The organism is Streptosporangium sp. NPDC004631, assembly GCF_053601935.1.
The window spans coordinates 281,144-307,372 of the sequence record NZ_JBSGCR010000003.1 but is presented as its reverse complement, the minus strand read 5'-3'; the positions used below and the strand labels follow the sequence as shown (position 1 = coordinate 307,372).

Here is a 26,229-nt window from a genome sequence, read left to right as displayed (position 1 = left end):
CGTGGCTCCCACCCGTCCGAGAGGAACCGCAGTATGACAACAGCCCGGTACGCGCTGGCCATCGACGTCGGCGGCACGTTCGTCGACGTGACCCTGTGCAACCTGGCCGACGGGCGCCGCCGGGTCGACAAGGTGCTCGAATCCGAGGGCCCGCTGGAGGGCTTCGTCTCGGCGGTACGCAGGATCCTGGCCATGGCCGAGGTGCCCGCGGCGGAGGTGTGCCGGGTCGTGCACGGCACGACGCTGTCGACCAACACCATTCTGGAGCAGAGCTCCGGGCTCACCGCGGTGGTGACCACCGAGGGGTTCCAGGACGTCCTGGAGATCGGTCGCCACGACGCCCCGCGAGAGGGTGACATCAACCGCTGGCTCAAGCCGCGTCGCCCGGTGCGTCGGCACCAGATCCTCACCGTCCGCGAACGGGTCTCCTACGACGGCACCGTCGTCACGCCACTGGACGAGGCCGAACTCGACCGGCTCGTGGAGGGGGTGCGCGCGCTGGCGCCCGAGAGCGTGGCGATCGTCCTGATCAACGGGTACGCCGCGCACGAACACGAGCGGCGCGTCCGCGACCGCCTGAGCGCCGAGTTCCCCGAGCTGCACCTCAGCGTCTCCCACGAGGTGCTGCCCCAGATCGGCGAGTACGAGCGGACGTTCGCCACGGTCCTCAACGCCTATGTGCAGCCCAGGATCACGACCTACCTGTCCGCGCTGCGCCGTGAACTCGACGCGCTCGGGGTCGAGGCGCCGCTGTACGTCATGTCCTCGGACGGCGGCATCCTCTCAGCCGCGGAGGCCGCCGACTTCCCCATCAACACCGTGCTCTCCGGACCGGCCGCCGGCGCCGCCGGAGCCACGGCATACGCCTGTGACCTCGGCTTCACCGAGGTGGTGACGCTCGACGTGGGGGGCACCAGCAGCGACCTGGCCTGCGCCGAGGGAGGCAGGGTCGACGTCACCGCGCACGGCGAGATCGGACCGTTCCCGATCGGCGTGCCCGTGCTCGCCATCCACACCACCGGCGCCGGGGGCGGCAGCATCGCCGAGCACGCCCACGACCGGTTCACGGTCGGGCCTCGCAGCGCGGGCGCGCAGCCCGGCCCCGCCTGCTACGGCGGCGGCGGAACCCGCGCGACCGTCACCGACGCCCTGCTGACCCTCGGCTGGCTGCCACAGCGGATCGCCGGCGGCGTCGTCGAGCTCGACGCCGGGGCCGCCGAGAGGGCCCTGCGGGACACCCTGGCCCGCACCCTCGGGGGGACCGCGGTCGACGCGGCCTCGGGAGTGGTGCGGATCGCCAACTCCCACATGGCCAACGCCATTCGCCAGGTGTCCACCGAGGCCGGCCGCGACCCTCGCGACTACACGCTGGTCGCCTTCGGCGGCGCGGGCGGGCTGCACGCCGTACCCGTCGCGCAGCAGGCCCAGCTGGCCCGGGTCGTGATCCCGCCGCACTCCGGCGTGTTCACCACCGAGGGGCTGCTGGCGGCCGACCTGACCCGCTTCTTCGTGCACTCGTTCCCGAGCCTGCCGCGGCTGGGCGGCATCGACCTGGACGAGCTCGCGCGGGTCTTCGACGAGCTTGAGCGCAGGGGACACAAGTGGCTCGACAACGACCCGCTGGTCGAGTCACGCTCGCTCACCAGGCTGCTGGACCTGCGCTACCTCAACCAGAGCTTCGAGCTGCGGGTGCGCGTCCCGTCCGGTCCGCTCACGCCCGAGGTGCTCGGCCAGGCGGTGGAGGACTTCCACACGAGCCACACCGAGCGCTACTCCTACGCCATGCGCGACGTCGAGGTACAGCTCGTGCACGCCCGGCTCGCGGTCTCCGGCGTTCTCCCGCACCCCCCTCGCGGGAGGATCGCCGGCCGTGCCGAGGGCGACGCGGCCCTGCCGGGGCGCGACGTCCACTTCCACGAGACCGGCTGGGTGCCGGCCCGGATCTTCGACCGTGAGCGACTCGCCGGCGGCCAGAGTGTCGCCGGGCCCGCCGTGATCCAGGACTACGACTCGACGATCACACTGCCCCCCGGATCGACCGCTCAGGTGCTCGATGACGGCGGCCTCCTGGTCGACCTCACAACAAACGCGGGGGGTGGGAGCCGATGACCGCGGCGATGGACGGCGCCCCCGGAAGGACCGGCATGCAGACCCTGGACCCGATCACCCGCGAGGTGCTCTACAGCGGCCTCAAGGCGGCCGTGCGCGAGATGGAGGGACACGTCGAGCGGACCGCGATGTCGCCGTCGTTCAAGGACAAGAAGGACTACTTCGTCGGCATCAGCGACGCGTCCGGCCGACTCGTGCACGCCCTGCTCGGGCTGTCCGGCGCGGGACTCGTGGCCCCCGTCCTCGACGGGTTCCCGACGGCCGGCATGCGGCCGGGAGACCTGTTCTTCTACAACGACCCCTACGGCACCGCCGGGGCGGTGCAGCACCTCCCCGACGCCGTGGTGGTACGGCCGTTCTTCGACGACGAGAACCGTGTCCTCGGCTTCGTGACCGCCTACGGTCACGTGGAGGACGTGGGCGGATCACAGCACGGCAGCCTGCCCGCCGACGCGACCGACGTGTTCCAGGAGGGCACGGCGTACCCGCCGATGCGCGTCGGCGCCGACGACGAGGTCTTCGACTGGTTCGTGCGGCTGCTGCGCCGCAACTCAAGGGCGCCGGAACTCATCGCCGGCGACCTCGGTGCCCTGGTGGCCGCCTGCCGGCTGGCATCCGAGCGGGTCGCGGCCCTCGTCGGCCGGTACGGCCGGCAGGCGTTCCTCGACACGGTCGAGTGGGCCATCGGCATGACCGCCGACCGGGTGCGGCGGGTCCTGGAGGAGCGCGTCCCCGACGGGGAGTATCACGCGACCGACCGGCTCGACGGCGTCGGACCCGACGGGCGGCCCCGCCAGGTCGTGGCCACGCTGCGCAAGCACGGCCACGAGCTGGAGCTCGACCTCAGCGGGACCAGCCCCCAGGCGGCCGGCCCGATCAACTACATCGCCAACCTCAGCGGCGTGCAACTGCTCTTCGCGCGCAACCTGCTCGTCTACGACCCGCTGCTTGAGACCAACGAGGGCATCCTGGCAGGCTTGACGCGCCTCACCACCGCGCCGGGCACCCTGGTCGACCCGACGTTCCCCGCCCCGATCGGCTTCCGCTCGCAGACCAAGTCCCGTCTGCAGAACGTTCTCGCGGCGCTGCTGGCCGAGGCGACGGGCGGCCAGATGACCGCCCCGATGCCCGTCTACGTGACGTGCTCGTTCCGCTTCCCCGGCATCCCCGGCGAGCGGGGCCACTACTCCGACACGGTCGGGGTCGGCATGGGCGGGCGGCCGTTCGGCGACGGCCCGGACGTCGTCTACGGCATAGGACAGCGCAACTACCCCGTCGAGATGGTCGAGCCCGGCCACCCGCTGCGGGTGGAGGAGTACTCCATCGCGGCCGGCACCGGCGGCGCGGGCCGGTTCCGCGGCGGCTGCGGTGTGCGGCGGCGCATCCGGGTGTTCGCGGACTGCGTTCTCTCGCCGCGCATGGGGAACACCGAGATCCGCTCGGTCGGGCTCAACGGCGGCCGTCCGGGCAGCCTCGGCTCGGTGACCATCGAGCGGGCCGACGGCTCGGTCGAGGCCGTGCCGGGCATCGCTGCCGCGATCCCCCTGCGGGCCGGCGACATCGTGTGCCTGCAGACCGCCGGCGGCGGCGGGTGGGGCGACCCGCTTGAGCGCGCACCGCAGGAGGTGCTGCGTGACGTGCGCGAGGGGTTCGTGTCGGCCGAGCGCGCCTGGGAGGACTATGCCGTGCGCATCGTCCGCACGGACGGCGGGCCGGCCGTCGACGAGGCCGCCACCGCGGCAGGACCACGCGGTGCCCGTGACGCCGTAGGGGCACCGGACGGCGAGGGCGGCTCAGGCGGCGCGGCCGGTACGGGCGGCGCGGACGGGCTCGTCGGCCAGACCAAGGAGAGGAGCACAAATGCCTGAGGTGAACGTGGGCGGACGCCCGCTCTACTACGAGGTCCACGGCGAGGGCGAGCCGATGCTCTGCCTCGGCGGCTGGGGGTCGATGACGGGCGAGAGGTTCTCCTCGATCCACGCCCGGCTGCGCGACCGGTACCGGATCATCGTCGCCGACTACCCGGGCATCGGCGCCTCCACCGACCCGGGCACCATGCCGGGGACCGCCCCGTACGCCACCATGCTCGGGGGCCTGCTCGACCACCTCGCCCTCGGCCCCGTCCACGTCCAGGGCAAGGGCGGACTCGGCGCGGGCGTCGCGATGCACCTGGCCGCGCGGTACCCCGACGCGGTGCGCTCGCTCGTCGTCTCGCAGGGCTGGATGGCGCCCGAGCCGTACCACCACATGCAGCAGGAGATCTTCTACCTGCTGCTGCGCGACGCCGGGTTCGACGCCTTCCTCAAGGCGGCGATCGTCTTCGGCTACCTGCCGGAGTACGTCAACGAGCGGCTGCGCGAGGACCGGGGCGCGTTCGACTTCTGGAACCCGCTGAGAGACCGCCGCGAAGCCCATCTCGCCCTGGTGCGGGCCGTCATGGAGCACGACGCCACCGATCGGCTGGCCGCCGTCAAGGCGCCGACCCTCGTCGTCTACTCCGAGCACGACGCCATGGGCGGCCGGCGCCTGGCAGCCGAGGTCGCCGCCGGCATCGCGGACGCGGTCCTCCACGAGATCCCCGACGCCCCCCACGTCATACGGAGCGTCCCCGGCGCCGACGAGGCCTACTCCCGCGTGGTCGACGAGTTCTTCCGAGAGCACTGATGGCGCCCCGCGCGGTCCCGGACGACCTGCGGGAGACGGCCGCCCCCCCTGTCGACGCGGCGGCCGCGACCGAGTTCGCGCACCGGGTCCTGGGCGAGCCGATGGCGGCCCGTCCGCTGCCGGGCGAGCGCGACCGCAACGTCGCGCTCACCGGGGCGGACGGCGGCCGCTGGGTGCTCAAGGTGAGCCGCGTCGAGGACGCCCCCGCCGTGGCCCTGCAGATCGCGGCGCTGACCTGGCTCGGACGGCGCGACCCGGACCTCCCCGTCCCACGGTTGCACCCCGCCCTCGCCGACAGCCCCGAGGGGGTGCGGTGGCGCCCCGGTCCCCACGCGGGGGAGTGCGTCGCCTGGGTCTGCTCGCTGCTGCCCGGCCACTCGGTCGACCGGGCGCCGGCCGGTCCCGGCCTGCGCCGTGACATCGGCCGACGCCTCGGGGCACTGGACGTCGCACTCGACGGCTTCGACCACCCGTACGCCGCGCGCGAACTCGCCTGGGACGCCGGCCGCGCCCAGCGGATGCGCTGGACGGCGGCGGCACTGGCCGACCCGGATCTGCCGCTGGCCGCGCTCGACCACGCGCACGCGCACCTGTGGCCGGGGCTGGAGACCCTGCCCGCACAGGTCATCCACAACGACGGCAACCCTCAGAACCTGCTCGCCGCCGACGGCCGCCTCAGCGGCATCATCGACTTCGGCGACATCCTGCGCGGCCCGGCCGTCCAGGACCTGGCGACGGCCGCGGCCTACCACTGCGACGCCGCCGAGGATCCGCTGCTCGGCCCCGGTGACCTCCTCGCCGGCTACCACGAGGTGCGGACGGTCACCGAGCGGGAGGCGGCGGTCCTCTACGACCTCATGGTGTCGCGCCTGGTGCTCGTGGTGTCCATCGCGCGGTGGCGGGCCTCGCGGCAGCCGTGGAACAGCGCCTATCTGCTGCGCAACAACGCGACGGCCTGGCGCAGCCTGCGCCGGCTGTGGGAGCTCGGCTGCGCCCGCGCCGGCGACCGGTTCGTCGACATGGTCAGGAGTCCGCGTTGAACGCCGCACCCGTCCCCGCCGGGCTCTCCCCCGAGGACGCCGCCCTGATGCGCCGCAGGCGAGAGGCGCTCGGCGGCGCCTACCGGCTGTTCTACCGCCGCCCGGTCCAGGTGAGCCGGGGCGAGGGCGTGTGGCTCTACGACCGCGACGGTGAGCCCTATCTGGACGCGTACAACAACGTGGCCTGCGTGGGCCACGCCAATCCGCGGGTCGTCGCGGCCATGGCCGGGCAGGCCGCGGTGCTCAACACCCACACGCGCTACCTCGGCGACGAGGTGGTGGACTACGCGGAGCGTCTCCTTGAGCTCTGTCCGCCGGAGCTGAGCCGTGTCATGTTCACCTGCACCGGCAGCGAGGCCAACGACCTCGCGTGCCGCGTCGCCATGCAGGCGACAGGGGGGCGCGGTTTCATCGTGACCGACAACGCCTACCACGGCCTCACCGCCCTCCTGGCCGGGCTGTCCCCCTCGCTCGGCCTGCCACCGGACCCGGCCGTGCGCCGGATCGCGCCGCCCGAGCAGGACGGCGCGGACCCGCGGGAAGCCGCCGCCGCGTTCGCCGGTCGGGTGCACTCGGCCGCGGCCGAGCTCGCGGCACAGGGGATCCCGGTGGCGGGGCTCATGGTGGACACCATCATGTCGAGCGACGGCATCCTGCCAGGGCCGCCCGGGGCGCTGGCGGCCGCCGCGGACGCGGTCCGCGCGCACGGAGGACTGTTCATCGCCGACGAGGTGCAGGCGGGGTTCGCGCGGGTGGGCACGCCGTTCTGGGGCTTCGCCCGCCACGGCCTCGTGCCCGACATCGTCACCATGGGCAAGCCGATGGGGAACGGCTACCCCATCGGGGGAGTGGTGATGCGCGCCGAGCCGGCCGACGGGTTCGGGGCCGCGTCACGCTACTTCAACACCTTCGGCGGCAACGCCGTCGCCGCGGCCACGGGCATGGCGGTCCTCGACGAACTGCTCGACCGGCGACTGCCGGCCTCGGCAGACGAGGTCGGCGGCCATCTCGCGGCGGGCCTGCGATCCATCGTCGAGCCCGGCGGCCTGGGCTCGGTCCGGGGCGCCGGGCTGTTCCTCGGGGTGGAGCTGGCGGACCGCCCCGGCCTCCCCGCCCCGCGGGCCGCGGCCGCGATCGTCGAGGGGCTGCGGGAGCGGCGCACGCTCATCGGCACCAGCGGCCCGGACGGCCGGACCCTCAAGATCCGGCCCCCGCTGGTCTTCGAGCGCGAGCACGCCGACCTGCTGCTGGAGCGCCTCGCCGAGACCGTGGCCGCCCTGGACGCATAGAACGGGAAATTCCGACCCGGCAAAGGGGCGAGGATGCCCACGACCGGTCCGTGACGACCCACCTGGACACCCTCTTGACCGCACCACAGGGTCTGTCCCCTACCGGGGCCGGGATGAAGGTGTCCAGGTGGGTCGTCGCATCAGGGCAAGGACGCCCCGCTGTTCACCTTCCGGCGGGATCGGCGTCGGCCGCCACGAGGATGATCGAGCGGACCTGGTCGACGATGTCCAGCCGGTTGCGCACGAACTCGGGATCGGTGACCGTGCCCGTCGCCGGATCGGTGTTGCCCGCGCCGAACGTCAGGACCGGGGTGTGCACATGGCCGCCCGGGATGTCCAGGCCGAGCCGGTCGCGGAGCAGCGTGGCACGGTAGGCGATCTCGTTGGACAGGTAGTTTCCGCCGCCGCCGCCGCGCGCGGCGGAACCCTCGGTGGGGCCGTCCGGCCGTACCACGGGATCGGCCGCGCCCGCCGGGATCTCCGTCACCGGGGTGTTGTCGTACACCGGGAAGCGGCCCGTCGAGGCGGCCAGGATGTCCTGGTACGGGAGCGTGGTGACCGTCCACTGGGGCTGCCGGGCGGGGGCGGACACGGGAACGAGGCCCGTCGACGACAGGTTCTCGTTGTCCGGGAAGCCACCCCGCCAGGCCCCGTTGAAGCGCTCGACGTCGATCCGGCCGACCCGGCCCTGGCTGACCGTCGCGAACAGGTCGGCCCGCGGCAGGTGCGGGCGCAACGTCCGTTCCACCGTGCCCTCCGCGAAGTCGCCCCAGCGGACCGGGAACATGGCCGTCTCGATCCTGATCGGGCCCGCGTCCGTCCGCACGGTCGTGCCGTCGAGCGCCAGCGCGGTGGCCCCGGAGGGGTTGCTGATCCGGATGTCCCGGTCCAGGGTGAACGGGTCGAAGCCGGTGACCAGCACCCGCTTCACGCCCTTCCCGCCGGGAAGGCGGATGGTGTCCTGACCGCGGGAGCCGCGCTCCAGCCCGTCGAACAGCGCCTCGCGCCCGGCACCGGAGAGAGCGAATGCGGGCTGCCACCGCCGCAGCGCGCCGGTCATCCCGAGCCGTGCCCAGTACAGCGGCCGGTCGTCGTCCCGGCTCAGGTCCCCGCCCGGAAGCCCGCGCCCCTGCGCCCGATCGACCGCGCGCCGCCACAACCGCCGCCCGTGCTCGGCGACGACCCGCTCCGCCTCGGGGTATGAGCTCGTCCCGCACAGGGCCCGCGCGAACCGGGAGGCCACCGCGTCGAAGCCGGAACGCCGCAGGATCTCCTGCGGTACGGCCTTCGCGAGGCGCTGCTCCTCGACGGTGAGCGCCACCGACGTGTTCGCACAGTCCGCGGTCTTCGCGGTCTCTATGGTCTTCGCGGCCTCCGCGGCGAGTGCGGGCACCGTTGCCGGTCCCGCGCTCACGATGATCGAGACGACGGAGACGGCCAGCCCTACACGCAGCCCTCGCACTCGGATGTCCTCTGTTCGTCGGCAACGGTCAAGGGACAAGTGTTCATCCCACCCTGGATCTTGACAAGAGAAACTGACGGGGAAAGGCAGAAATTTGTGGATCAGGGATACTGTGGCCGGCCCCGTGCGTAGCCGCCCGACTGAGCCGGTTGCAGCGGTGCGCCGATCGTCTCGTCGGCGCCGTCAAGGCGATGCTCGATGTCGGGGCATCGCTGGAAGAGGCCGGCCTGGCCGACGTCGACCTGTCGCCCGGAGTCGCCGAACTCCTCGCCGTACCGCGCGTCGTGCTCCGCCACCGGATCCGTCACCGGATCAGCCATGCCGACCGACCCTGGTGATGAGTTGTCGCGCCCGTACCCGTCACATCTACGACGGGACACGACGAGGCGGAAGGATGACGTGATGAGTGCGGACACGCGGCTGGAGGAGCTGGGCGTGAGCGGGCTGGGCGAGGTCGACGAGCCGACGTTCTCGGGGCTGGCGGAGCGGCACCGGCGGGAGCTGCACGTGCACTGCTACCGGATGCTCGGGTCGTTCGAGGACGCCGAGGACACCGTGCAGGAGACGTTCCTCCGTGCCTGGCGGCGGCGGGAGACCTTCGAGGGGCGGTCGACGTTCCGGGCCTGGCTGTACCGGATCGCTACCAACGCCTGCCTGGACCTGCTCGCCAAATGCCGCCCGGAGCCTGCGACCGGCGGCGAGGTGCTGTGGCTGCAGCCCTACCCGGACCGGCTGCTCGACGAGCTGCCCGCGGGCGACGCGGACGAGCCGGAGACCGTCGCCGTCGCGCGGGAGACGATCGAGCTGGCGTACCTGGTCGCAGTCCAGCACCTCGCGCCGCGCCCGCGGGCCGTGCTGATCCTGCGGGACGTGCTCGGCTGGCCGGCGAAGGACGTCGCGGAGCTCCTCGGGGACTCCGTCAACTCCGTGAACAGCGCGCTGCAGCGGGCCCGCGCCGGCATGCGGGAGCACCTGCCCGCCGAGCGGCAGGACTGGACCGGCGGCGAGGAGGACGCCGGGACACGCGAGCTGGTGCGCCGCTATACCGACGCCAGCGTGGCCACGGACGTCGACGGGCTCGCCGCACTGCTGCGGGACGACGTCCGCTGCTCGATGCCGCCCACGCCGGGCCTGTACGTCGGCCGCGACACGGTGGTGAACGACTGGGTCGAGAGCGGCTTCGAGGGCATGAAGCACCTGCGCGCCGTCCTCACCTCCGTGAACCGGCAGCCCGCCGTCGCCTTCTACCTCCGGCGGAAGCGGGAGGGCGCGTACCTGCCGCTGACGATCGACGTTCTGCGCGTCACCGGCGGGGCGATCACCGAGATTGTCACGTTCCACGACGACCAGTTCCCTCGGCTCGGGCTGCCGGAGCGCCTGCCGGCGGACGGCACGGAGTAGTCCCGGTGCGGAAACCCGGCCGTCGCACGGCGAGGGTGCGCATCGTCACCCCCAGGGCCAGGACCGTCACATGCCGGTCAACACACCCCTACGCCAGTCACCGAATGATGGAGGATGACATGAACAGCATGAATGACACCGGGGGCGTCGCAGGCCCGGCATCGGGCCAGACCAGCCACACTCACCGGCTCCGCGGGCTCGCCGGCACCGGCTTCGCTGCCACGCTCGCAGCGATGGTGGCCACCACCCTCGCCGCTGCGCTTGCCCAGGCCGTCGGCGTCGACTTCGAGGTCCCCGATGGTGGCGAGACGATCCCGTTGTCCGGGTTCGCCGTGGTGACCGGCTTTTTCTCGGTCGTGGGCATCGTCATTGCCGTCGCTCTTCTTCGTTGGAGCGCTCGCCCCGCCGAGCGATTCATGTGGACGGCAGTGTCGCTGACCGCGATCTCGCTGGTTCCGCCCCTCCTCTCCGGGGCAAACACCGCCACCACCACCGCCCTCCTCGGGCTACACCTCGTCCCTGCGGCGGTGATTATCCCCACCCTGGCGCGGAGCCTCCGCACCCGGACCGATTGACGATCCCGCAACGGGACAACGCGCGGCGCAAGAGCGTGCGCGACCGCACTAATGTGGCCCCCGGTGCTACCACCCCCATTCCAGGTTTCTTACATAATCACAGTTATGTCCAGGCGGTGGAATGCCGGCCGGGAACAGGATCACCGGTCCCGCGGATTCATGACCGGCCCGAAAACGACGACACCCTCAGGCGGAGAGCTCCGCTCGGGCCTTGACCAGTGCGGCCTCCTGGATCTGTTTGTACTGACCGATCTGTGGCTCCCACTCTTTGAGCAACTCCTGCTGATAGGCAGCGAAACGGGCGCGTTCCACCCGGGACTTACTGGTTCGCACACTGCATTCGGCGTCCGCCGTCGCGATGCGGATCTCCTCGGGATGCGCCTGCCGTCCAGGATCACGAAGGCGTACCCGGCGCGCTTGGCCGCGCGCGACACCTGGTCCAGGCGGGGAGAACGCCGGGCGAGCAGGGTGACGGTCTCACCGACGTAGCGCCAGGCGGTGGCCGTACCGACGCCGAATCCAGCGGCGGGTTCGGCGAACGTCTCCCCTTTGCGCAGGTGGACCAGGACGAGCAGGGCCTGCCGGCCGGGACCGAGCCGTCGCCACGGCGAACCGATCGCCTTGCGGTGACGGCGGATCACGCCTGCCGGATAGGTCAAGGTCCGGCGTGACAACGGCAGCGCGGCACGATAGAAAAGCACACGAGCCTCTGGCGTGATGGTTGATCTTGGTCGACAACCCTTCTACCAGGGGCTTCTCTACTTGTCGATCAGACATCGCACCCGTAACAGGCCATGACCTGCGACTTCAGGTTGAAAAAGGCTCACTTGGGAACTGACCGAGAAATCGGCAATCAGGACGGCAGGGTGCTCGCACCGACGATGCCGCTCATGAAAGACGAAGTTGCCTACTTGACGCGATTGTCCCGTGCTTTCGCACGCCTCGACAAAGGGAGCTGATAGCCGACATGTCCACCGTCGATTCGTCGCAACACCAGAGTGAGCGCGAGATCCCGGAGATCGGGCCGGTGAGACGTTACGCGCTGCCGTCCGGCGAGGAAGGTTACCTGGTGACGCGGTACGAGGACGCCCGGCGCGTCCTGGCCGATCCGGTCTTCAGCCGGGCCGCCACGCTGGAACCCGGTGCCCCCCGCTACGCGCCGCGGGCCTCACTGGGAGTGCCCGACAGCCTGCTCGACATGGACGCGCCCCGTCACACGAGGCTGAGAGGCATCGCCTCCCGAGCCTTCACCCGCCGCCGCGTCGAGGCCATGCGGCCGGGCATCCAGCAGGTCGTCGACCAATTGCTGGACGACATGGCCGCCTCCGGACCGCCTACCGATCTAGTGGAGGCGTTGTGCGCGCCCCTGCCGATCACGGTGATCTGCCAGTTGCTCGGCATACCCTATGAGGACCGCGTGACCTTCCGCGAATGGTCTCAGGCCATGTTGTCGGTCACGGATTCGCCCGAGGCGGTGTTCGGGGCGGCCAAGAACCTGCGTGCCTACATGTCCGACCTGGTTGCCGCCAAGGCCGCCAAGCCGGGCGACGATCTGCTGAGCAGCCTGTCGTCTGCAGGCGAAGAAGGAGACGCGCTCACCGGCCCTGAACTGGTCAATCTCGCGGTCGTGCTTCTCGTCGCGGGACACGAGACCACGCTGAGCCAGCTCGCGGCGAGTGTGTACGCGCTGCTGTGCCGACCGGAGATGTACGCGGCGCTCCGGGCCGATCCGTCGCTCGTCCCCTCGGCGATGGAAGAGCTCTTGCGCGTGCACCCGGCTGTTCCCCAGTTACTCTTCCGGGTCACCACGCGCGACACCGAGGTTGGGGGCGTGCGCATTCCCGCGCGCAGCGGAGTGGTGATCTCGGCGGTGGCCGCCAACCGCGACAGCGCGGCCTTCGCCGACGCCCACGAGATCGATTTGGGCCGCAGTGACAACGCCCATGTGAGCTTCGGCCATGGTCCACACTTCTGTCTGGGCGCGTTACTGGCCCGTATCGAACTTCAGGTGGCGATGGCCGGGCTGGTGAGCCGATTCCCGAACCTGGAAATCGCCGCTCCTCCTTCGGCGATTCCCTGGCGGACCGGCCATCTCGTCAGCGGACCTATCACGTTGCCCGTGACGTGGTAGAGGGCTGGTCCAGGGTGCGGTGGTCATGGGCGTCTGATCAGGTGCAGGTGGCCGAGCGTGGAAGAAGGCGTGGTCTGGCAGGTCAGTCTGGTCGGCGCATAGGAGGGCCTGGTTTTCGGCTTCGGGGCCCTCAGGGCGGGTGTGGTCGCCCGGAGGTCCGGCGGGACAACCCCTGAGGAAGATGGAGGGCTGTCCCGCCGGAAGCGGGGTAGAGCGGGGGGTACGGCCGGGCGGGGGAGAGGGATGCTCCCCCGCCCGGCCGTACCGGCTATCGGGGAGTGGGCAGAGGCGGGAGCGGGCGAGTGACCCGGCAGCGCAGGGCCAGTTCGGCCTGAAGGTCTTCGGCGGAGCCGCGCAGCATGGTGGGCCGGAACCCGGCCTGCTCCTGCTGAGGGGTGAGGGGTTCGCGGTAGAGGGCGAACCACAGCGGGATCGACAGGTCGGCCACGCAGACGATCTTCCAGGTGGGGAAGGCGTCGGCCAGGGCCGCCCGCTGGGCCTCCCAGGCCTCCCGGATGCGCCGGTCCTTGTGTTCCGGGGGCTGCCTCTCCTCGTTCTCCCCGGGCGGTCCGTTCTCCCCGTTCTCCTGGGATTCTCGGGGTGTCCGGGCTTGGTGTGCCTTCCGGCGTGGGCCGGGAGGGGGCGCGGCGGGGGTCATGCGGCGCTCCCTTCCGGCGGGTAGGGCAGAGCGCCGGCGGGCTGTACAGCGCGGCGGGTGCCGGGGAGGCGGGGGCGTCGCCGTACCTGCTGGGGGAAGGGGGCGGCGGGGGCCGGGGACGGAGCGAGGGGAGCGGTCCGGAGGGCCGCCGCAGCCTCGGCGTGACGCATCCGTTCCTCCAGGCCGTCGGCGGTGGGGTCCTCCACCATGACCGGCTCGGGCGCCGGCCAGGCGGCGAGGGCGTAGAACCGGCGGCTGCCGGTGCCGTAGAGCACCACCCACCCCGGATACGCCCGGCCCAGCCGCTCGGCCTGGTCGCGGGCCGGGCCGTCCCACAGTCGCCGGTGCACGGGGGCGTACGGTCGCCCGGCCCGGTGCCGCCCGATGGCGCGGGGCTGCCCGATCACCGGTTCACCCGCCCGGATGCTCTCCCGGACGTGGCCTTCTTGTCAGCCGTCTGCCCGGCCCCGGTCTGCTCGGCGACCCGGTCGGGGGCGGCCTCCACGTTCCGGGCCGCCTCCTCCTGCCGCTCGACCTCGGCCCGAAGGGCGTCGAAGGTGTCGCCGTCAACCGTGCGGAACGGTGGGGCGTACCACTCCGATTCCCCGGGAAACGGCTGCACCCGGCTGGCCCAGAACCGCCCGGCGTCACTGCGGATCACTCGCCACCCGGGGATGGTCGGTGAGGGTGCGGTGGCCCTACCATCACTCATGGGTCGCAGCTCCTTTGCGATCAAGGAACCCCGTATGGCCTGTCCGCCTGCGGGGTTCCGCTTTTTGTGGGGGCTGCGCCGTCGGCACAGCGAATCCATCAGAACGCCGCACGGTCGTCATCCGGTAGAGGAGGATGAAGGGAGAAAGCGGATCCCCTCACGTCTGCGAGGTGATTATGAATGCGTTTCTTCCGGCTTGGGCCCGGCGGCTCAAGAGTGAGCGGCATGAGCGGTGCTGGTCGCAAAAAGAGATGGCTCGCCGTTTGGCCGAGGTCGCCGCTGAGCACGCCGATATCAGCCTGCCCAGCCGGGAGTCCTTGACCCGGATGCTCCGTGAGTGGGAATCCGGTAGGACACGCCCTCGCCTCCCTTACCCGCGACTGCTCGCCCTGGCATTCGGCCTTACCGAAGCCGAACTATTCGGACAGCCGGACATATCCGAGAACGACTCCGGCGAACCGAGAGAGCGTACCCTCCCGGTAAAAGCCTCAACGCGGGACGAGGATGATGAGATGAAACGCAGACGACTCATGCGGGATGCCGCTGTTGTCGCGGTCGGGGGAGTGATAGGGCCCACACTGACCACTCTGACCGATGCCTGGCAGGCGTCCCAGCCGCGCCTCTCCGGGGCGAGCGTGTCACGGGGGATGATCGACGACTGGGAGGACGCCGCCGACGCGCATGCGAAGGCCGCCCGTATCGAGCCGCCCGCCGTCGTTCTCGCCGCGCTCGCCGCCGACTTCGCCGAGATGGCGCCCCATCTCGCCCGTCGGCAGCCTGACGCGGTACGGCGGGACCTCACTCATGCCGCCGCCCGGCACGCCGCTTTGATCGCCGGTAAGTGGACCGACATGGGCAATCGCCGGCAGGCGCGTCGTTGGTGGGGCACGACGCGAACGCTCGTCGACGAATCCGGCGATCGCCTGCTCGCCTCCTGGCTGCGCAGGCGTGAAGCTCTGCATCGGGGCGGCGATCCGGCGGAGGATCTCGCGGAGGTTCTGTCGATCGCTCAGGAGGCTCGCCGCCTGGCCGGTCAGCGGCCAAGCGCCCCGCTGGTGGCCGCCGTCGCGGAAGAAGCGATGATTTTTGCGACAATGGACCGTTATGGGGAGGCGGTCATGGCGTTGCGCGCGGCCGATGACATATTCGACCGGCTTCCGGGTGCGGAGGGACGTTTCCGGAGCGTGGAGCGAGAACTCCGCTACGGGCGTAGCCTGATCTACAGCCTTGCCGGTCACGAGAGAAGCGCCGAGAAAGCGCAGGGCAGCGCCGAAAAACTGTATTCATCGGGAGATCAGACCCTGCCTCGGGTTCGCCTCCATCGGACCATGCTGCACGCTCGTACCGACCCGGCGGAAGCCGTAGACGAGGCTTTCCGGATTGTGGCCGATATTCCGCCCAAGCGTTGGCTTATCCGCTATGCGGCTGATGTTCAGCGTGTGATCAAGACGCTTCCCGAGCCTGCCCGCGCCCTGCCCGCCGTTCGGGAGTTGCGTGCGTTGGCCTTTGGGGACCGCTCGGTCTGAGCCGGAAACGACGGCGCCCCGCCCTTCCTGCCGTTAAAGGACATTTCCATAGTCGGTTTCAGGATTCTGCCGTTCGCAAAGATCTCCACGGAGAGAAGGAGGAAGTCGGTGCGGGGCCATGCCTACGAGCACGTCGCAGCCGAGCTGCGTGAGGCAATCCTCCGAGGCGACCACCCTCCTGGCACCCGACTGCCCAAGCACGCCGACCTCGCCGAGCGCTATGGCGTCTCTGAGATCGTCATCCGTAAGGCCGTCGACGACCTGAAGAACCGGGGACTCGTCGAGACGCGAGGCCGGGGCGGCACCACGGTCCGAGAGCGCCCGCCCGTCCGCCGGATCTCGATGGACCGCTATCACGCGGACGCCGGCCCGCAAACCGTGCCCCAGACTTCCTTCACACGGGACGCCGGTGTCGTGTGGTCGGAATACCGGCTCGACAAGGCGTACCGATGGATAGCCGCCGACACCTCCCTGGCCGGTCTGTTCGGGGCCGATCCCGGATCCAGGGTGCTGGAGCGCAGGTTCGTCTTCTATGCCAAGGGTGTGCCCTCTCAGATGTCACGCTCATGCCTGCTGGCCGCCGATGTCGAGGGGACCGCTGTGGCCGACCCCAAGCACGAACCCTGGCCCGGGGGAAACATCGGCCAGCTCAGGAGCCTTGACATAGAGGTGGATGAGGTCATCGAGGAGACGGCCGTACGGATGCCCACCGCCGAGGAGAGCGCGATCCTCGCGATTGGCGGCGGAGTGCCGGTGTTCGCAATCACCCGGCGCATGCTCAGCCGGGGACGGGTGGTTGAGGTGGCCGATCCGATCGTCATCCCAGGAGACCGTGCGGTCCGCGTTGACAGGATCCTCCTGTAAGCACCGACGATCATCTGATGAGCGCGAAGCCCATCATCTCGAAGTGTCCGTGGAGGTGACGGGACCGGCGCTCATCGCGGGCGATTTCTGATCCTTTCGATGGTCGTCACGCCGAGGATCGCTGCGACAGAGCCGACGGCCAGGCCTACGCCGGTGGACACGGCGCCGAGCCAGAGCGGATCCTGCGGTGTGCCGCCCCAGACTCCGACGATGAGTTCGGTGGTGAGGTGTGTGCCGGCGATCCACAGGTAGAGGAAAGCCATGATCTTGACGGTTCTCCATCCCCACCGTGCTTTCGTGGCCTCGGTGGTGGGGGGCGGTGGCTCGTTGGAGGTCCACGTCATGGCGTCTTGAGAGCCGCGCCAGTCGGTGAGGATGTCGTCAATCGCGGCCGGCGTCTCGCCGGGGTCGCGCACGAAGCCTCCTTGAGGGGGGCGGTCCGAGGGTACGGCTCGCCTTTCCGGGACCCCTCGAAGGGTATGTCCGGCTCGTCAAGAAAGGGCGCCCTCGCATTGTGGGGGCGTCCGCCGTGGGGGTCAGGTCGGCATTGGGGGCGGGGGCTCGGTCGCAGTCCCGGTCGGCTCGGGAGGCGCCGGTTCGGGAGGCGGCGTTGTCCTCACCCGGGCCGGCTCGACCGGTTTCGCCGGATGGTCCGGCTCGCCTGCCGGGGCGACGGCCAGCGCGACGATGATGATGAGGGACACCACCGCTCCGCTGATGCCCGCCTTGACCTTCATCGGGACTCTGCGGTGGTGGGAACGTACCCTGATCATCCGGCCGTCGGCCAGCCTCCGCCAGTGCGCCGCGACCCGTGTCAGTCGGTCTTTGGGCATGCCCGGACCGTATAAAACCTCTTGGGGCGGGTCAGGTGCCGGAAGGGCGGGAATCTCATATCCGCCGGGTGACCGAAGGTAGTCGCGGTGGTGCGGCGCCGCGTCAGCGTGTGGGCGAGGTCCCTGGCGGGAGGGCGGACGGCTCGCGCGGCCAAGTCTCCTGACGTCCGCCGGGGGTGACGGTGAGGCCGAACTCCTCGTGTTCCGGCCGCCCACGCCCGTCCCACCATGGATGCTCGGGGTCCACAGGTGTCCAGACGTAGCCGTGATCCATCCCCTTCCCGGCCGAAGAGTCCCGGTGGTCTCGCCGTGGGTGGCTTCATGGGGCGTCTGCAAGTGGGTGACAAGTGGGGGCTGGCAGGGTGGGCGTCGGCCATATGTCGGCCATATGGGGAAGGGACGTATGTTCGGGATTGTTCGCCCGTGTCGGCACGGAATGTGCGGCGGTCTTTTCAAGGAGTGGATGGCGCATCTGTGCGGGCTCTGCCTGGCGCTCAGGGATGAGCACGGGCACGCCTCCCGGCTGGTGACCAACTACGACGGTCTGCTGGTGTCCGTGCTCACCGAGGCGCAGGCGCCGGAGTCCTCCCCGCACCGGCGTGCGGCGGCCTGCGCCCTGCGCGGGTTCAAGGGCGCTGACGTCGTCGAGGCCGAGGGGGTACGGCTGGCGGCGGCGGTCTCGTTGATCCTGGCCGCAGGCAAGGTCAGGGACCATGTCGAGGACGGCGACGGCGTCTACGCCCGCCGGTTGGTGGCGGCGGGGGCGGGGCGGGTGGCCGCCCGCTGGTCGGCCGCCGGGACGGGGACGGCCGCCGCCCTCGGGTTCGACCCCGCTCCGCTCCTTGGCGCGGTCGAGGAGCAGACCCGGCTGGAGCGCCTGCCGGACCCTGGCCTTCTCCAGCTCACGGCTCCCACCGAGGTCGCGGTCGCCGCCGCCTTCGGGCACACCGCCGTCCTCACCGGCAAGCCGCACAACCGGGAGGCGCTGGAGGAGGCCGGACGCTACTTCGGCCGCCTGGCGCACCTGCTCGACGCGGTCGAGGACCTGGCCCGCGACCGCGTCCGCGGCGCCTACAACCCGCTGACGGCCTCGGGCACGGACCTGGCCGTCGCGCGGCGCCACTGCGACGACGCCCTGTACGGGTTGCGCCTGGCGGTGGCCGAACTCGATCTTGAGCGGCGCGGGCTGGTCAACGCGCTGCTGGTCGGTGAGACGGGGCGCGCCGTCGATCGGGTCTTCGGCGAGGCCAAGCGGGAGAGGCCCGGGGCGCCGCGTGATCCGCGGTTGAAGCCCGACCCCGGCGGGTTGTTGTCGCTGCTGTGTGGGGCGGCGGCCTGCTGTACCTGCGGGCTGTACCGGCCGCCGTGGGATGAGGAGCGTCACAAGTCGTGCGGCGAGCGCTGCGACGCCAGTGGCTGCGACGGCTGCGGGCAGTGCGGCGACGGTTGCTCCGGGTGTTGCGAGTGCTGTAGCTGCGACGGCTGCGCCTGCGGTTGCGACTGACGCCTACGGCGTCCGCGAGCAGTTCCCCATGTCCACGGCGTAGCCGTTGCGGCGCACCTCTTCGAGGTCGCGCATGGTCTGGTCACGGTCGACGACGGCGTGCCGGTGGCCGCGGTGACCGGCGAGGGCGACGATTGAGGTCACCGCGACCGGGACGACAGGGAGATCGGGCCGGGGCGGAAGAGCTTTCGTGGAGGGCGGCGTTTCGGAGTCGCCGGCGCATGAGGTGGACATCGGGGACGGCTACGGCATCCGGGGCCAGACGTAGCGGGTGATCTCGATGACACGGGCCACCACCACCGTCACGTCGTCGCCGGTCGAGCGCCGGTAGGCGGCGTCCAGCAGTGCTCCGGCGCACAGGTGGGCAGGAGCGTCGAAGTGCCGCCTCACCACGCTCTGGACGTCGGGGAACGCGAGCACGTCGGTCAGCCCGTTCGTGACCACGATGATCAACGTGCCCGGCTGGATGTCGATCATGTCCACGTCGCTGTGCAGCGTCTCCTCGGCGCCGACCGCGCGTAGCAGTGGTCCCGTGCCGAAGCGGTGAGGTGTGGTCAAAATCCGGCCCTCCCCCGGGCCGGTGAACGCGTAGACGGCCCCGCTGCCCACGTGGGCGAAGGCCGCGATCCATCTGCCGCCGGTTTCGGCCAGGGTGACCAGGTCCAGCGTGGTGGCCATGCCGATCAACTCCGGGGCGTCACGCCCTTTCCGCCGCAGAGCCTCGTTGGCGACCTCAAGGCTGTCCTGCAGCCCGCGCAGTGGATCAGGTGGGCTGCCCGCCTGGTCCCCCACCACCGCGCCGAGAGCCAGCGCCGACGCCCAGCGGCTCTCGGTCGCCGCCGTGACCCCGTCGGCGACCGCGATCAGGCGATCCTGTATCAGGAAACCGTCCGCGTTCTCGCCCCGGGCTCCCGCGTTCGTACGGCCGGCCGCGTCGAACACCAGGGCACGTGAGGGAAGCGGCCCCGTGGAGTCGGGAGCGGGAAGAGACCGGCCCATCTCCTCCGCGCCCCGATCGTCCTCCGGGAACGGGTCGTTCACCGTGTCCCGGTGCTCCTCCGCGTCCCGGTGGTTCTCCGTGTCTTGGCGGTTCTCCGCGAACGGGTCGTTCACTGTGTTCCGGTGGTTCGCCGTGTCCTGGTCGTCCACCGTGTCCCGGTGGTCCGCCACGTTCCGGCCGTCCACCGTGACTCCGCTGTCCGTCGAGGGCGGGGTGTCCGCTGCTCCCTCCGGTTCCGCCGTCTCCTGGAGGTCGCTGTGTCCTCTGCGTACTCCGTGTCGGCCCGCGCCTTGTCCGGCCGTGTTCTCCCCCGTCCCGCTCTGTCCGGCCAGGCTCTGCCCGGCTCGGCCCCGCCCGGTGGATGAGAGCGCCGGGCGGTTCATCCTGAACACATAGGTGGAGATCCCCACGATCACCACTGCGGTGGCGGTCGAGGCCGCGAGAATGGCGAACATTCACCTCACCGCCGAAGCGGGCAGGGGTGGAACGGAAGCGGGCAGAGGGGGAACGGTGGTCAAGGGGGTTGGGGCGGGCGGAGCCGCCGGAGCAGCTGAGGCGGTGGCAACCGGGGCCGGCATGGGGCCTCCTTGGCCTGTTGTGCGTCTTCAGTGAATTCGTCCCAGGGACCTCCGGGGACTTCCCGAGATCTCTGGGGGCTCCGGAGATCCCGGGAAGTTTTCGGTGACCCCATGCCCCCGAGGTCTCAGGACTCCACGACCCCAGAGGTCTCAGGACGCCGTGGCCCCCTGGGGGCTCAGGACCCCTGGGACCTCACAGGCCCCAGGGGAACTTGGGGGAACTTGACGACCTCCGGGGGCGTCCGCTCCGTGAGGTCGTCGCGGACCCCCGACGTGCTGTCACGGCCTGTCCGGGGAGTCCTCGCTCGCGGGGTGCTCTCCGTGCTCGCGGCCGGCCGCCGACGCTGTCCGGGCGACCGCCACCAGGCGGTCCTCCGGGACGCCGCGGGGCGGCTGGGCCTCGTCTCCCTCCCGTGGGCGGGCTCCCGTGACGTCGTCGCCCGCGGGTGAGCACGTGGTTTCGAAGCCCACCCGCATGTCGGGCGCGGTGGCGATCAGCCCGTTCAGCCTCTCCCTGGCCCAGCTGAGTGCTGTGGTGGGAGTGAGGCCCTCGGGGGCGCGGTCGGCGGGCCGGTGGCTGAGCCATTGGCCGATCAGCAGTCCCAGCTCCTCGGGCAGGCCGGGGACGAGCCGGTCGGCGCGCTCCGGCCGTACCCCGGCCTCCATCAGGCGGCGGGCCTGCAGGATGTCGGCCTTCCTGTCGGTCCCGACCTCGCGGCGGAGCGGTGCCATGCCGGTCAGCAGCCAGTAGGCCAGGGCGCCCACGCCGTACAGGTCGGACAGGCTGTTGGGCGTGATGTCGCCGTCACCCAGCTGCTCGGGGCTGGCGAACCACTTCGTCCCGCCGGGGAAGATGGTTGACACACTCTGGCCCGCCTCGTGCAGCTGGGACATCCCCCAGTCGATGATCCTGATGTTGCTCTGACCGTCGAGGACGATGTTCTGAGGTTTGACGTCCAGGTGGATGATCTTGCTCATCGCCGCCGCCTCCAGCCCGGCCAGCACCTGGTCGAGGACCCAGAGGCTCCACTTCAGCGGCACGCCCGCGCCTTTCAGCCGCTGGACGTACATGTTGAGGCTGCCCGGCCGGTACAGCGGCGAGATGAGGTAGACGGCCCTCGATCTCCGGTCCTGGCCGGAGTCGATGATCTCCCCGATGTGCGGATTGCTCAGCCGCATGCCCCGTACCTCCCGCAGGAACGTGCGGAACCGCTTCGGGTCGTTCTGAGCCTGGTGAAACACCTTCGCCACCACGGTCCTGCCGGGGTTGGTCAGCTCGTACGCCTTGTAGAGCGTGGCCATGTCGCTGGAGTCGGCGTTCAGCGACCCGTAGACGCACCACCTGTCGTTGAGCACCATGATCGGCGTGTGGTCGTGGCCGCTGGGCGTGGACGGCTGGTAGAACGCCTGTCCGTTGGACTCCGGCTGCCGGGGGCCCGGCCGCGGGGGAGGACCGGCCTCGTCGAACCACATCGGGGCGGTGGGGCCGGGGGCGTCCGCGGGACGGAAGGGAGGTGACGGCTTCTGCCGCTGGGCGCGAAGCCAGTCCTTGATCGTCATCTTGGCCAGCTCGTGCCGGGCCTCCAGCCAGGCCTTTCTCTGCTCGTGCTCGTAGGCGACGGCCTGCAGCGCCAGCTCGCCGTCTCCCCGGTGACGGACCAGTTTGCCGTTGAGCAGGACCTGTTCCCGGTCGTTGCCCTCCAGCTGGTCGCTGCGCACCCGCTGGTCGTGCACGCTGCGCTTCAGGGTGGCCTTGAGCAGCACCGGCGCGAGGTCGACGCCGAGCAGGAGCAGGGTCAGCAGGAGGCGCCAGACCAGGACCTCGCCGTTCTGCCCGGTGATCTTCAGGAAGGCCCGTTCCCGGTCCAGGAGGTCGTAGCCGCCGTCCGCGAGGCCGGTGACCTCCTTGGATCTGCCCTCCTGCTCGGTCCGGAGCGCGGCGATCCGCGTCCGGTTCTCCTTGCGGACCGCGTCCAGGTCGGCTTGGGCCCTCGCGAGGTCGCTCCGCAGGTTCCGCTGCTTGGCGAGCGCGGCCCGGTAGAGGTCGCCGGCTCCGGCGTCGTAGCCGGCGCACTTACCGGTCAGCTGGCAGTTCGCCACCTTCGCGGCGTCACGGTAGTCCTTCTCCAGGCCGGTGACGACCCTCTGCCGCTTGTCGATCGCCGCCTGCAGCTCGTTGATCTTACGGTCGTACGGCAGCGCCACCTCCCTGTCCCGCGTGTTGGCCGCGCTCGCCTCGTCGAGCGCGAGCTGCTCGCCGATCCGGAAGGCGAAGATCTGCAGCAGCAGCACCTCGGAGATGAGAAAGGACGCGGCGACGGCGATGCCCACGCGGGCCCAGGTCGTCGCCGACCGGGTGTTCACCGTCTTCACCAGGCGGGGCGTGGGATGGTCGGCGGGGGCCGGGGGAGCGGTGCCCGGCCTCCGATGGACGATCTCCTGGAGCGGGCTGACGTGGCTGACGATGGACCGGTCGATCATCAGCACGAACGCGGCGAAGAACAGGCCGACCGGCAGCATGGTCACGACGGGTACGGCCAGCCCCATCGCGGCGATCGACGCGGCACTGTAGACCGCGAGCCCGGCGGTGAGCAGCATGAGCGTGCCCAGGGTGACGAATCGGTGGCGCTCGTGCGTGTTTCCGATCAACCGGGGGACCGCGCCGGTGACGACGATCAGAAAGTCACCGAAGCGGCGGAGGAACGAGGGACGGCCGCTGCCGCCTCCGCCCTCGTCCGGAGTGGTGTCCACCCGTGTGGACCCGTTGTTTGACCAATCGTTCATCATGAGATCCCGTCCCCGTTTCGGATACGGCGCCGGCCGTACCGAGCGGACTCGAACGGACGAGGACATCTCGCCTCGGGATCAGGATTCGCCGGGGGAGAACGGAGGAGAAGGCCGGATGCGAAGGGAGTTTTCCCTCAGTCTTCCGCCCGTGGGGGCAGGGGCCGAGGGATTTTTCCCCTATCGGTCAGTCTCTGCCGGCGCCGGGATGAATCCGCTGGTCAGAGTGGGCCAGCTTGCGCAGGCGCACATCCCAGAGCAGTTCGGGGTTGCGGTGGCGCCTCATGTAGTAGAGAGCCAGCAGCAGCCGCTCGTGGGCGCTCGCGTGGGTCACGCCCGCGATCTTCTTGAGCGCCTTGTCGACCTCGTTCGCCACCGTCCGAGGCGCGATGCCGACTTCCTTGGCGATCACTTCCCTGGGGTATCCGTCGGCCAGCATGGTGAGGATCCTGGACTCCCGTTCCGTCGGTGAGTTCATGAAGCGCGGCTCCCTGATCGGCGCGACCGGGACGATGTGCAGCCGCCCCAGCCTGCCGGGGGCGATCGAGCGGCACGCTGTGGTGATCTTCTCGCGTTCGGTGAGGAACTCGTCGGGGGTGAGCCCCGCGCGGGTGACGGCCAGGGGGAGCCGCGTGCCGTACGCGATCTCCTTGAGCAGGTGGAGTTGTGCCGCGCTGAGCTCGAACATGTCCCGGCTCGCGGCGTCCAGCACGGCCGACGCCAGCTGCGGGGACAGGTGGACCTCGCGGTGCCGGGCGTGGAGCAGGGCCTCCTCGACGCTCGACGGGTGGACCTTCCCCCGGGGGAGCACGCTCCAGGCGCCCAGGACGAACGCCTCCACGCGGAACTGCCAATCCTCCCGGTCGGTCCACACCACCGTGGGCTGCCGCGACATGATCTGGAGGGTGTTCTCCTTCGAGTCGTCGACGTGCAGGTCCAGCAGGCACACGTCCGCACCCGCCGCCGAGTCGACCATGGCCTGTGCGTCGGATACCGACGCGACGACCTCGAACCGGTCGTCCAGGTTCAGCGCGGTGACGATTCCCTCGCGAGTGGTGGTGTGCGACTCGACGACGGCGACACGGATGGGCGCGCTCACTTCACTCCTTCCGCCGCGACGGCGGCGATCGGGAACTCGATGGTGACTCTGGTGTCCTCTCCGGGCGGGGAGGACCAGGTGAGGGCGCCGCCGAGATCGCGCAGGCGCCTTTCCAGCTGGGTGAGGGCGCGCAGCACCGGCCTGTCGGGAAAACCCCGGCCGTGGTCGGTGATCGAGATCTTGGCGGTGCCGTCCTCGATGTCCGCGCGGACGTAGGCGTGATCTGTCTGAGAGTGGTCCGCCACGTTCGTCAGCGCGGCCCGGAGCGCGTCACCGAAGGTGTTCTGAACCACCTCGGGAACCGTCTCCGCGTACTCCCGGAAGTCCTCGGAGATGACCGGTTCCACGATCAGTCTCCGGCTGCGGATGTCGACGATCTCCCGGTGCAGGATGCGCAGCAGCGCCGCTCGGTCGCTTGGCCGCCCGGTCGTGAAGAACGCCCTGAGCCGGCCGTAGTCGGCCACCAGCAGGTCCCGTAGCTCCTCGAACTCGCCGTCGCGCGAGCAGTCGTGCCCGGTGACCCTGAGCAGCGTGTTTCCCCAGTGGTTGTAGAGCTCGTAGGCGAGCTGCAGATAGGCCCGCTCCTCCGCCACGTGGCGGCTGAAGTCGGCCAGGTCCGCCGCGGTCCGCCGCAGGTAGGCCGCACCCCGTTCGATGAGTACGGCGAGCACCAGGAACCCGGTCACCGCGATGAGCGTCGGCGAACGGGTGAGCTCGGCCCGGTCACCCCCGGCGATGACGGCGAGATAGATTCCGGAGATCGCGACCGTGCCCGCCGCCAGCAGTCGCGGATTACGGGAGAGAGCCGCGCCGCTGATCTGGTCCGTGGTCCAGAAGACCAGCGGCGCCAGAGCCTCCGGCCGGTTCGCCGGGGGAGCCCCCCACCCCGCGAGCAGGAGCATTATCACTCCGGTGCCGAGTTCGACGGAGGCGGTGAGCGTCCCGCCGTACCGCCTGCCCCGGATGATCCGGAAGAACAGCCACGATGTCTCGGCCGCCGCTATCGCGAGGATCGCGGCGCCCGTCCCGGGGCTCAGGCGGTCGAGCATGTCCGGTGCGGTCCCGGCCATCTGGAAGATGTGCAGCAGACGGTAGAGCAGGAAGATCCTGGCGAGCTGCCACTCCATCTTCTCCCGCGCGAAGCGGTACTTCTCGGTGCGGTAGTACCCCGTCAGATCCCCCGAGGGCCTCCGCCCGCTCCACCATCGCCGGAAGGTCGCAGCGAGCCCCATCGGGGTTCCTCCTCATCACGACGTGCGGGGACATGCCATTGAGTTGTGTCGTGCGATCCGCTGTCACGGTGCGGCACCGAGGTGACGGCCCGGGATGAGAGAGATCATGTCCCGGGCGCTCACGCTGTATAGACGCCGCCGGGATTGTCGGGGTTGCCGGGTGATAACGGATAAGTGGGAGTTCCAGCTCGCCGGTCCGCGAGGGGCGTCCACCGGATCGCGCGCCGCCTACGACTCTTGGGGCCCAGGCGGGTGCGTCCGAACGCGGACAGGCCGGGATGCGGGGAAACAGTCGGGTGGGCGGGGGACACGGGCCGGGCCGGGCAGGCCGAACCCCGACGCGCGGCCGCGCGTCGGGGCCCCTTTCCTTCTGTTCTCGGCGGCCTCCGGTTCCGCGATCAGATGTTCTTCGCCCTGGCGTACTCGGCCGCTCCGCCCGCGAAGTCGTAGACCACGGCCTGTTCGTCGCCCACCACCCAGGCGTCGTGTCCGGGGGTGGCCACGAAGAGGTCGCCGGGACCGGCCTCGGCCTCGGTGCCGTCGTCCATCCGCAGGCGCAACCTGCCCCTGAGGACGTATCCGTTGTGGTGAGCCTCGCACGACTCGGTGCCGGCGATCGGCTTCACCGACTCCGACCAACGCCATCCGGGTTCGAATGTGGCCACGCCGAAGCTCAGCCCCGGGAGGTAGAACACGTCGATGTGTCCCATGGGAAAGTCCCGGCGCTCGTCCGGCTTGTCGGTGCTCCTAATCTCAAGCATGATCCGT

The 26,229-nt window shown here is 70.7% G+C and carries 25 protein-coding genes and 1 pseudogene; 11 read left to right on the top strand and 15 right to left on the bottom strand.

What is annotated here, in order from left to right:
* Positions 1–33: 33 nt before the first annotated feature.
* Genes ACWEF2_RS04745 through ACWEF2_RS04725 form a run of 5 tightly spaced genes read left to right on the top strand, consistent with a single transcriptional unit; the run spans position 34 to position 7,102 of the window.
* Positions 34–2,109: a hydantoinase/oxoprolinase family protein gene (locus ACWEF2_RS04745; protein ID WP_453811914.1), complete on the top strand. Its 2,076-nt coding sequence runs from the start codon at positions 34–36 to the stop codon at positions 2,107–2,109.
* Positions 2,106–3,977, top strand: coding sequence for a hydantoinase B/oxoprolinase family protein (locus ACWEF2_RS04740; protein WP_453811912.1), 1,872 nt, complete (start codon positions 2,106–2,108; stop codon positions 3,975–3,977). Before ACWEF2_RS04745 ends, ACWEF2_RS04740 begins: the two co-directional genes overlap by 4 nt.
* Positions 3,970–4,773 carry an alpha/beta fold hydrolase gene (locus tag ACWEF2_RS04735; protein ID WP_453811910.1) on the top strand — a complete coding sequence of 268 codons (804 nt, stop codon included), beginning with the start codon at positions 3,970–3,972 and terminating at the stop codon, positions 4,771–4,773. Before ACWEF2_RS04740 ends, ACWEF2_RS04735 begins: the two co-directional genes overlap by 8 nt.
* Positions 4,773–5,813 (top strand): phosphotransferase, encoded by a 1,041-nt coding sequence (locus ACWEF2_RS04730; RefSeq protein WP_453811909.1) that lies wholly within the window; start codon positions 4,773–4,775, stop codon positions 5,811–5,813. The genes ACWEF2_RS04735 and ACWEF2_RS04730 overlap by 1 nt, the downstream gene beginning before the upstream one ends.
* The gene (locus tag ACWEF2_RS04725; RefSeq protein ID WP_453811907.1) at positions 5,810–7,102 is read left to right on the top strand and encodes an aspartate aminotransferase family protein; all 1,293 of its coding nucleotides are present in this window, start codon (positions 5,810–5,812) and stop codon (positions 7,100–7,102) included. The genes ACWEF2_RS04730 and ACWEF2_RS04725 overlap by 4 nt, the downstream gene beginning before the upstream one ends.
* Positions 7,103–7,265: 163 nt before the next feature.
* On the opposite strand, the gene ACWEF2_RS04720 is transcribed toward ACWEF2_RS04725, so the two are convergent.
* Together ACWEF2_RS04720 and ACWEF2_RS04715 are read right to left on the bottom strand one after the other, a co-directional pair.
* Positions 7,266–8,564 (bottom strand): pyroglutamyl peptidase, encoded by a 1,299-nt coding sequence (locus ACWEF2_RS04720; RefSeq protein WP_453811905.1) that lies wholly within the window; start codon positions 8,562–8,564, stop codon positions 7,266–7,268.
* Between the two features lie 101 nt (positions 8,565–8,665).
* Complete coding sequence (locus ACWEF2_RS04715) at positions 8,666–8,884, bottom strand: hypothetical protein (protein ID WP_453811903.1); 219 nt, start codon at positions 8,882–8,884, stop codon at positions 8,666–8,668.
* 82 nt (positions 8,885–8,966) lie between these two features.
* Here ACWEF2_RS04715 and ACWEF2_RS04710 point away from each other — a divergent pair, with 82 nt between their 5' ends.
* Both ACWEF2_RS04710 and ACWEF2_RS04705 read left to right on the top strand, forming a co-directional pair.
* Complete coding sequence (locus tag ACWEF2_RS04710) at positions 8,967–9,965, top strand: RNA polymerase subunit sigma-70 (RefSeq protein WP_453811902.1); 999 nt, start codon at positions 8,967–8,969, stop codon at positions 9,963–9,965.
* 119 nt (positions 9,966–10,084) lie between these two features.
* On the top strand, positions 10,085–10,540 hold the full coding sequence (locus ACWEF2_RS04705; RefSeq protein ID WP_453811900.1) for a DUF6069 family protein: 456 nt from the start codon (positions 10,085–10,087) through the stop codon (positions 10,538–10,540).
* Positions 10,541–10,726: 186 nt separating this feature from the next.
* Here the strand turns inward: ACWEF2_RS04705 and ACWEF2_RS04700 are convergent, their stop codons facing one another.
* Positions 10,727–10,873 carry a hypothetical protein gene (locus ACWEF2_RS04700; protein WP_453811980.1) on the bottom strand — a complete coding sequence of 49 codons (147 nt, stop codon included), beginning with the start codon at positions 10,871–10,873 and terminating at the stop codon, positions 10,727–10,729.
* Positions 10,874–10,911: 38 nt separating this feature from the next.
* A pseudogene (locus ACWEF2_RS04695) lies at positions 10,912–11,241 on the bottom strand (helix-turn-helix domain-containing protein); the annotation flags it as partial.
* 266 nt (positions 11,242–11,507) lie between these two features.
* On the opposite strand from ACWEF2_RS04695, the gene ACWEF2_RS04690 reads away from it, so the two are divergent.
* On the top strand, positions 11,508–12,671 hold the full coding sequence (locus ACWEF2_RS04690) for a cytochrome P450 (protein WP_453811898.1): 1,164 nt from the start codon (positions 11,508–11,510) through the stop codon (positions 12,669–12,671).
* Positions 12,672–12,939: 268 nt separating this feature from the next.
* Here the strand turns inward: ACWEF2_RS04690 and ACWEF2_RS04685 are convergent, their stop codons facing one another.
* Genes ACWEF2_RS04685 through ACWEF2_RS04675 form a run of 3 tightly spaced genes read right to left on the bottom strand, consistent with a single transcriptional unit; the run spans position 12,940 to position 14,041 of the window.
* A complete protein-coding gene (locus ACWEF2_RS04685) occupies positions 12,940–13,329 on the bottom strand; it encodes a hypothetical protein (protein WP_453811897.1) in 390 nt (129 codons plus the stop codon).
* Positions 13,326–13,736 (bottom strand): hypothetical protein, encoded by a 411-nt coding sequence (locus tag ACWEF2_RS04680; RefSeq protein WP_453811895.1) that lies wholly within the window; start codon positions 13,734–13,736, stop codon positions 13,326–13,328. Before ACWEF2_RS04680 ends, ACWEF2_RS04685 begins: the two co-directional genes overlap by 4 nt.
* On the bottom strand, positions 13,733–14,041 hold the full coding sequence (locus ACWEF2_RS04675) for a hypothetical protein (protein WP_453811893.1): 309 nt from the start codon (positions 14,039–14,041) through the stop codon (positions 13,733–13,735). Before ACWEF2_RS04675 ends, ACWEF2_RS04680 begins: the two co-directional genes overlap by 4 nt.
* Before the next feature lie 647 nt (positions 14,042–14,688).
* Here ACWEF2_RS04675 and ACWEF2_RS04670 point away from each other — a divergent pair.
* Both ACWEF2_RS04670 and ACWEF2_RS04665 read left to right on the top strand, forming a co-directional pair.
* Positions 14,689–15,567, top strand: coding sequence for a hypothetical protein (locus tag ACWEF2_RS04670; protein ID WP_453811891.1), 879 nt, complete (start codon positions 14,689–14,691; stop codon positions 15,565–15,567).
* A gap of 108 nt (positions 15,568–15,675) precedes the next feature.
* On the top strand, positions 15,676–16,431 hold the full coding sequence (locus tag ACWEF2_RS04665) for a GntR family transcriptional regulator (RefSeq protein WP_453811889.1): 756 nt from the start codon (positions 15,676–15,678) through the stop codon (positions 16,429–16,431).
* Between the two features lie 71 nt (positions 16,432–16,502).
* On the opposite strand, the gene ACWEF2_RS04660 is transcribed toward ACWEF2_RS04665, so the two are convergent.
* Positions 16,503–16,847, bottom strand: a complete 345-nt coding sequence (locus ACWEF2_RS04660; RefSeq protein ID WP_453811887.1) for a hypothetical protein — start codon at positions 16,845–16,847, stop codon at positions 16,503–16,505.
* A gap of 120 nt (positions 16,848–16,967) precedes the next feature.
* Positions 16,968–17,264, bottom strand: a complete 297-nt coding sequence (locus ACWEF2_RS04655; RefSeq protein WP_453811885.1) for a hypothetical protein — start codon at positions 17,262–17,264, stop codon at positions 16,968–16,970.
* A gap of 388 nt (positions 17,265–17,652) precedes the next feature.
* On the opposite strand from ACWEF2_RS04655, the gene ACWEF2_RS04650 reads away from it, so the two are divergent.
* Positions 17,653–18,768, top strand: coding sequence for a DUF5685 family protein (locus ACWEF2_RS04650; protein WP_453811883.1), 1,116 nt, complete (start codon positions 17,653–17,655; stop codon positions 18,766–18,768).
* A 3-nt stretch (positions 18,769–18,771) separates the two neighbouring features.
* On the opposite strand, the gene ACWEF2_RS04645 is transcribed toward ACWEF2_RS04650, so the two are convergent.
* The 6 genes from ACWEF2_RS04645 to ACWEF2_RS04620 form a co-directional block, all read right to left on the bottom strand.
* The gene (locus ACWEF2_RS04645; protein WP_453811881.1) at positions 18,772–18,912 is read right to left on the bottom strand and encodes a hypothetical protein; all 141 of its coding nucleotides are present in this window, start codon (positions 18,910–18,912) and stop codon (positions 18,772–18,774) included.
* A gap of 99 nt (positions 18,913–19,011) precedes the next feature.
* Complete coding sequence (locus ACWEF2_RS04640; protein WP_453811879.1) at positions 19,012–20,223, bottom strand: PP2C family protein-serine/threonine phosphatase; 1,212 nt, start codon at positions 20,221–20,223, stop codon at positions 19,012–19,014.
* 402 nt (positions 20,224–20,625) lie between these two features.
* Complete coding sequence (locus ACWEF2_RS04635; protein WP_453811877.1) at positions 20,626–23,130, bottom strand: DUF4407 domain-containing protein; 2,505 nt, start codon at positions 23,128–23,130, stop codon at positions 20,626–20,628.
* Positions 23,131–23,317: 187 nt separating this feature from the next.
* Positions 23,318–24,229, bottom strand: a complete 912-nt coding sequence (locus ACWEF2_RS04630; RefSeq protein WP_453811875.1) for a LuxR C-terminal-related transcriptional regulator — start codon at positions 24,227–24,229, stop codon at positions 23,318–23,320.
* Positions 24,226–25,461: a sensor histidine kinase gene (locus ACWEF2_RS04625; RefSeq protein WP_453811873.1), complete on the bottom strand. Its 1,236-nt coding sequence runs from the start codon at positions 25,459–25,461 to the stop codon at positions 24,226–24,228. The genes ACWEF2_RS04630 and ACWEF2_RS04625 overlap by 4 nt, the downstream gene beginning before the upstream one ends.
* A 398-nt stretch (positions 25,462–25,859) precedes the next feature.
* The gene (locus ACWEF2_RS04620; protein ID WP_453811871.1) at positions 25,860–26,222 is read right to left on the bottom strand and encodes a cupin domain-containing protein; all 363 of its coding nucleotides are present in this window, start codon (positions 26,220–26,222) and stop codon (positions 25,860–25,862) included.
* Between the last annotated feature and the right edge of the window lie 7 nt (positions 26,223–26,229).

Bases quoted from the DNA above. Each gene is read 5' to 3' on its own strand.
- ACWEF2_RS04745 (WP_453811914.1), top strand. From the start codon at position 34: ATGACAACAGCCCGGTACGCGCTGGCCATCGACGTCGGCGGCACGTTC.
- ACWEF2_RS04740 (WP_453811912.1), top strand. From the start codon at position 2,106: ATGACCGCGGCGATGGACGGCGCCCCCGGAAGGACCGGCATGCAGACC.
- ACWEF2_RS04735 (WP_453811910.1), top strand. From the start codon at position 3,970: ATGCCTGAGGTGAACGTGGGCGGACGCCCGCTCTACTACGAGGTCCAC.
- ACWEF2_RS04730 (WP_453811909.1), top strand. From the start codon at position 4,773: ATGGCGCCCCGCGCGGTCCCGGACGACCTGCGGGAGACGGCCGCCCCC.
- ACWEF2_RS04715 (WP_453811903.1), bottom strand. From the start codon at position 8,884: ATGGCTGATCCGGTGACGGATCCGGTGGCGGAGCACGACGCGCGGTAC.
- ACWEF2_RS04710 (WP_453811902.1), top strand. From the start codon at position 8,967: ATGAGTGCGGACACGCGGCTGGAGGAGCTGGGCGTGAGCGGGCTGGGC.
- ACWEF2_RS04705 (WP_453811900.1), top strand. From the start codon at position 10,085: ATGAACAGCATGAATGACACCGGGGGCGTCGCAGGCCCGGCATCGGGC.
- ACWEF2_RS04690 (WP_453811898.1), top strand. From the start codon at position 11,508: ATGTCCACCGTCGATTCGTCGCAACACCAGAGTGAGCGCGAGATCCCG.
- ACWEF2_RS04685 (WP_453811897.1), bottom strand. From the start codon at position 13,329: ATGACCCCCGCCGCGCCCCCTCCCGGCCCACGCCGGAAGGCACACCAA.
- ACWEF2_RS04675 (WP_453811893.1), bottom strand. From the start codon at position 14,041: ATGAGTGATGGTAGGGCCACCGCACCCTCACCGACCATCCCCGGGTGG.
- ACWEF2_RS04670 (WP_453811891.1), top strand. From the start codon at position 14,689: ATGATCGACGACTGGGAGGACGCCGCCGACGCGCATGCGAAGGCCGCC.
- ACWEF2_RS04655 (WP_453811885.1), bottom strand. From the start codon at position 17,264: ATGCCCAAAGACCGACTGACACGGGTCGCGGCGCACTGGCGGAGGCTG.
- ACWEF2_RS04650 (WP_453811883.1), top strand. From the start codon at position 17,653: ATGGGGAAGGGACGTATGTTCGGGATTGTTCGCCCGTGTCGGCACGGA.
- ACWEF2_RS04640 (WP_453811879.1), bottom strand. From the start codon at position 20,223: ATGTTCGCCATTCTCGCGGCCTCGACCGCCACCGCAGTGGTGATCGTG.
- ACWEF2_RS04635 (WP_453811877.1), bottom strand. From the start codon at position 23,130: ATGAACGATTGGTCAAACAACGGGTCCACACGGGTGGACACCACTCCG.
- ACWEF2_RS04625 (WP_453811873.1), bottom strand. From the start codon at position 25,461: ATGGGGCTCGCTGCGACCTTCCGGCGATGGTGGAGCGGGCGGAGGCCC.
- ACWEF2_RS04620 (WP_453811871.1), bottom strand. From the start codon at position 26,222: ATGCTTGAGATTAGGAGCACCGACAAGCCGGACGAGCGCCGGGACTTT.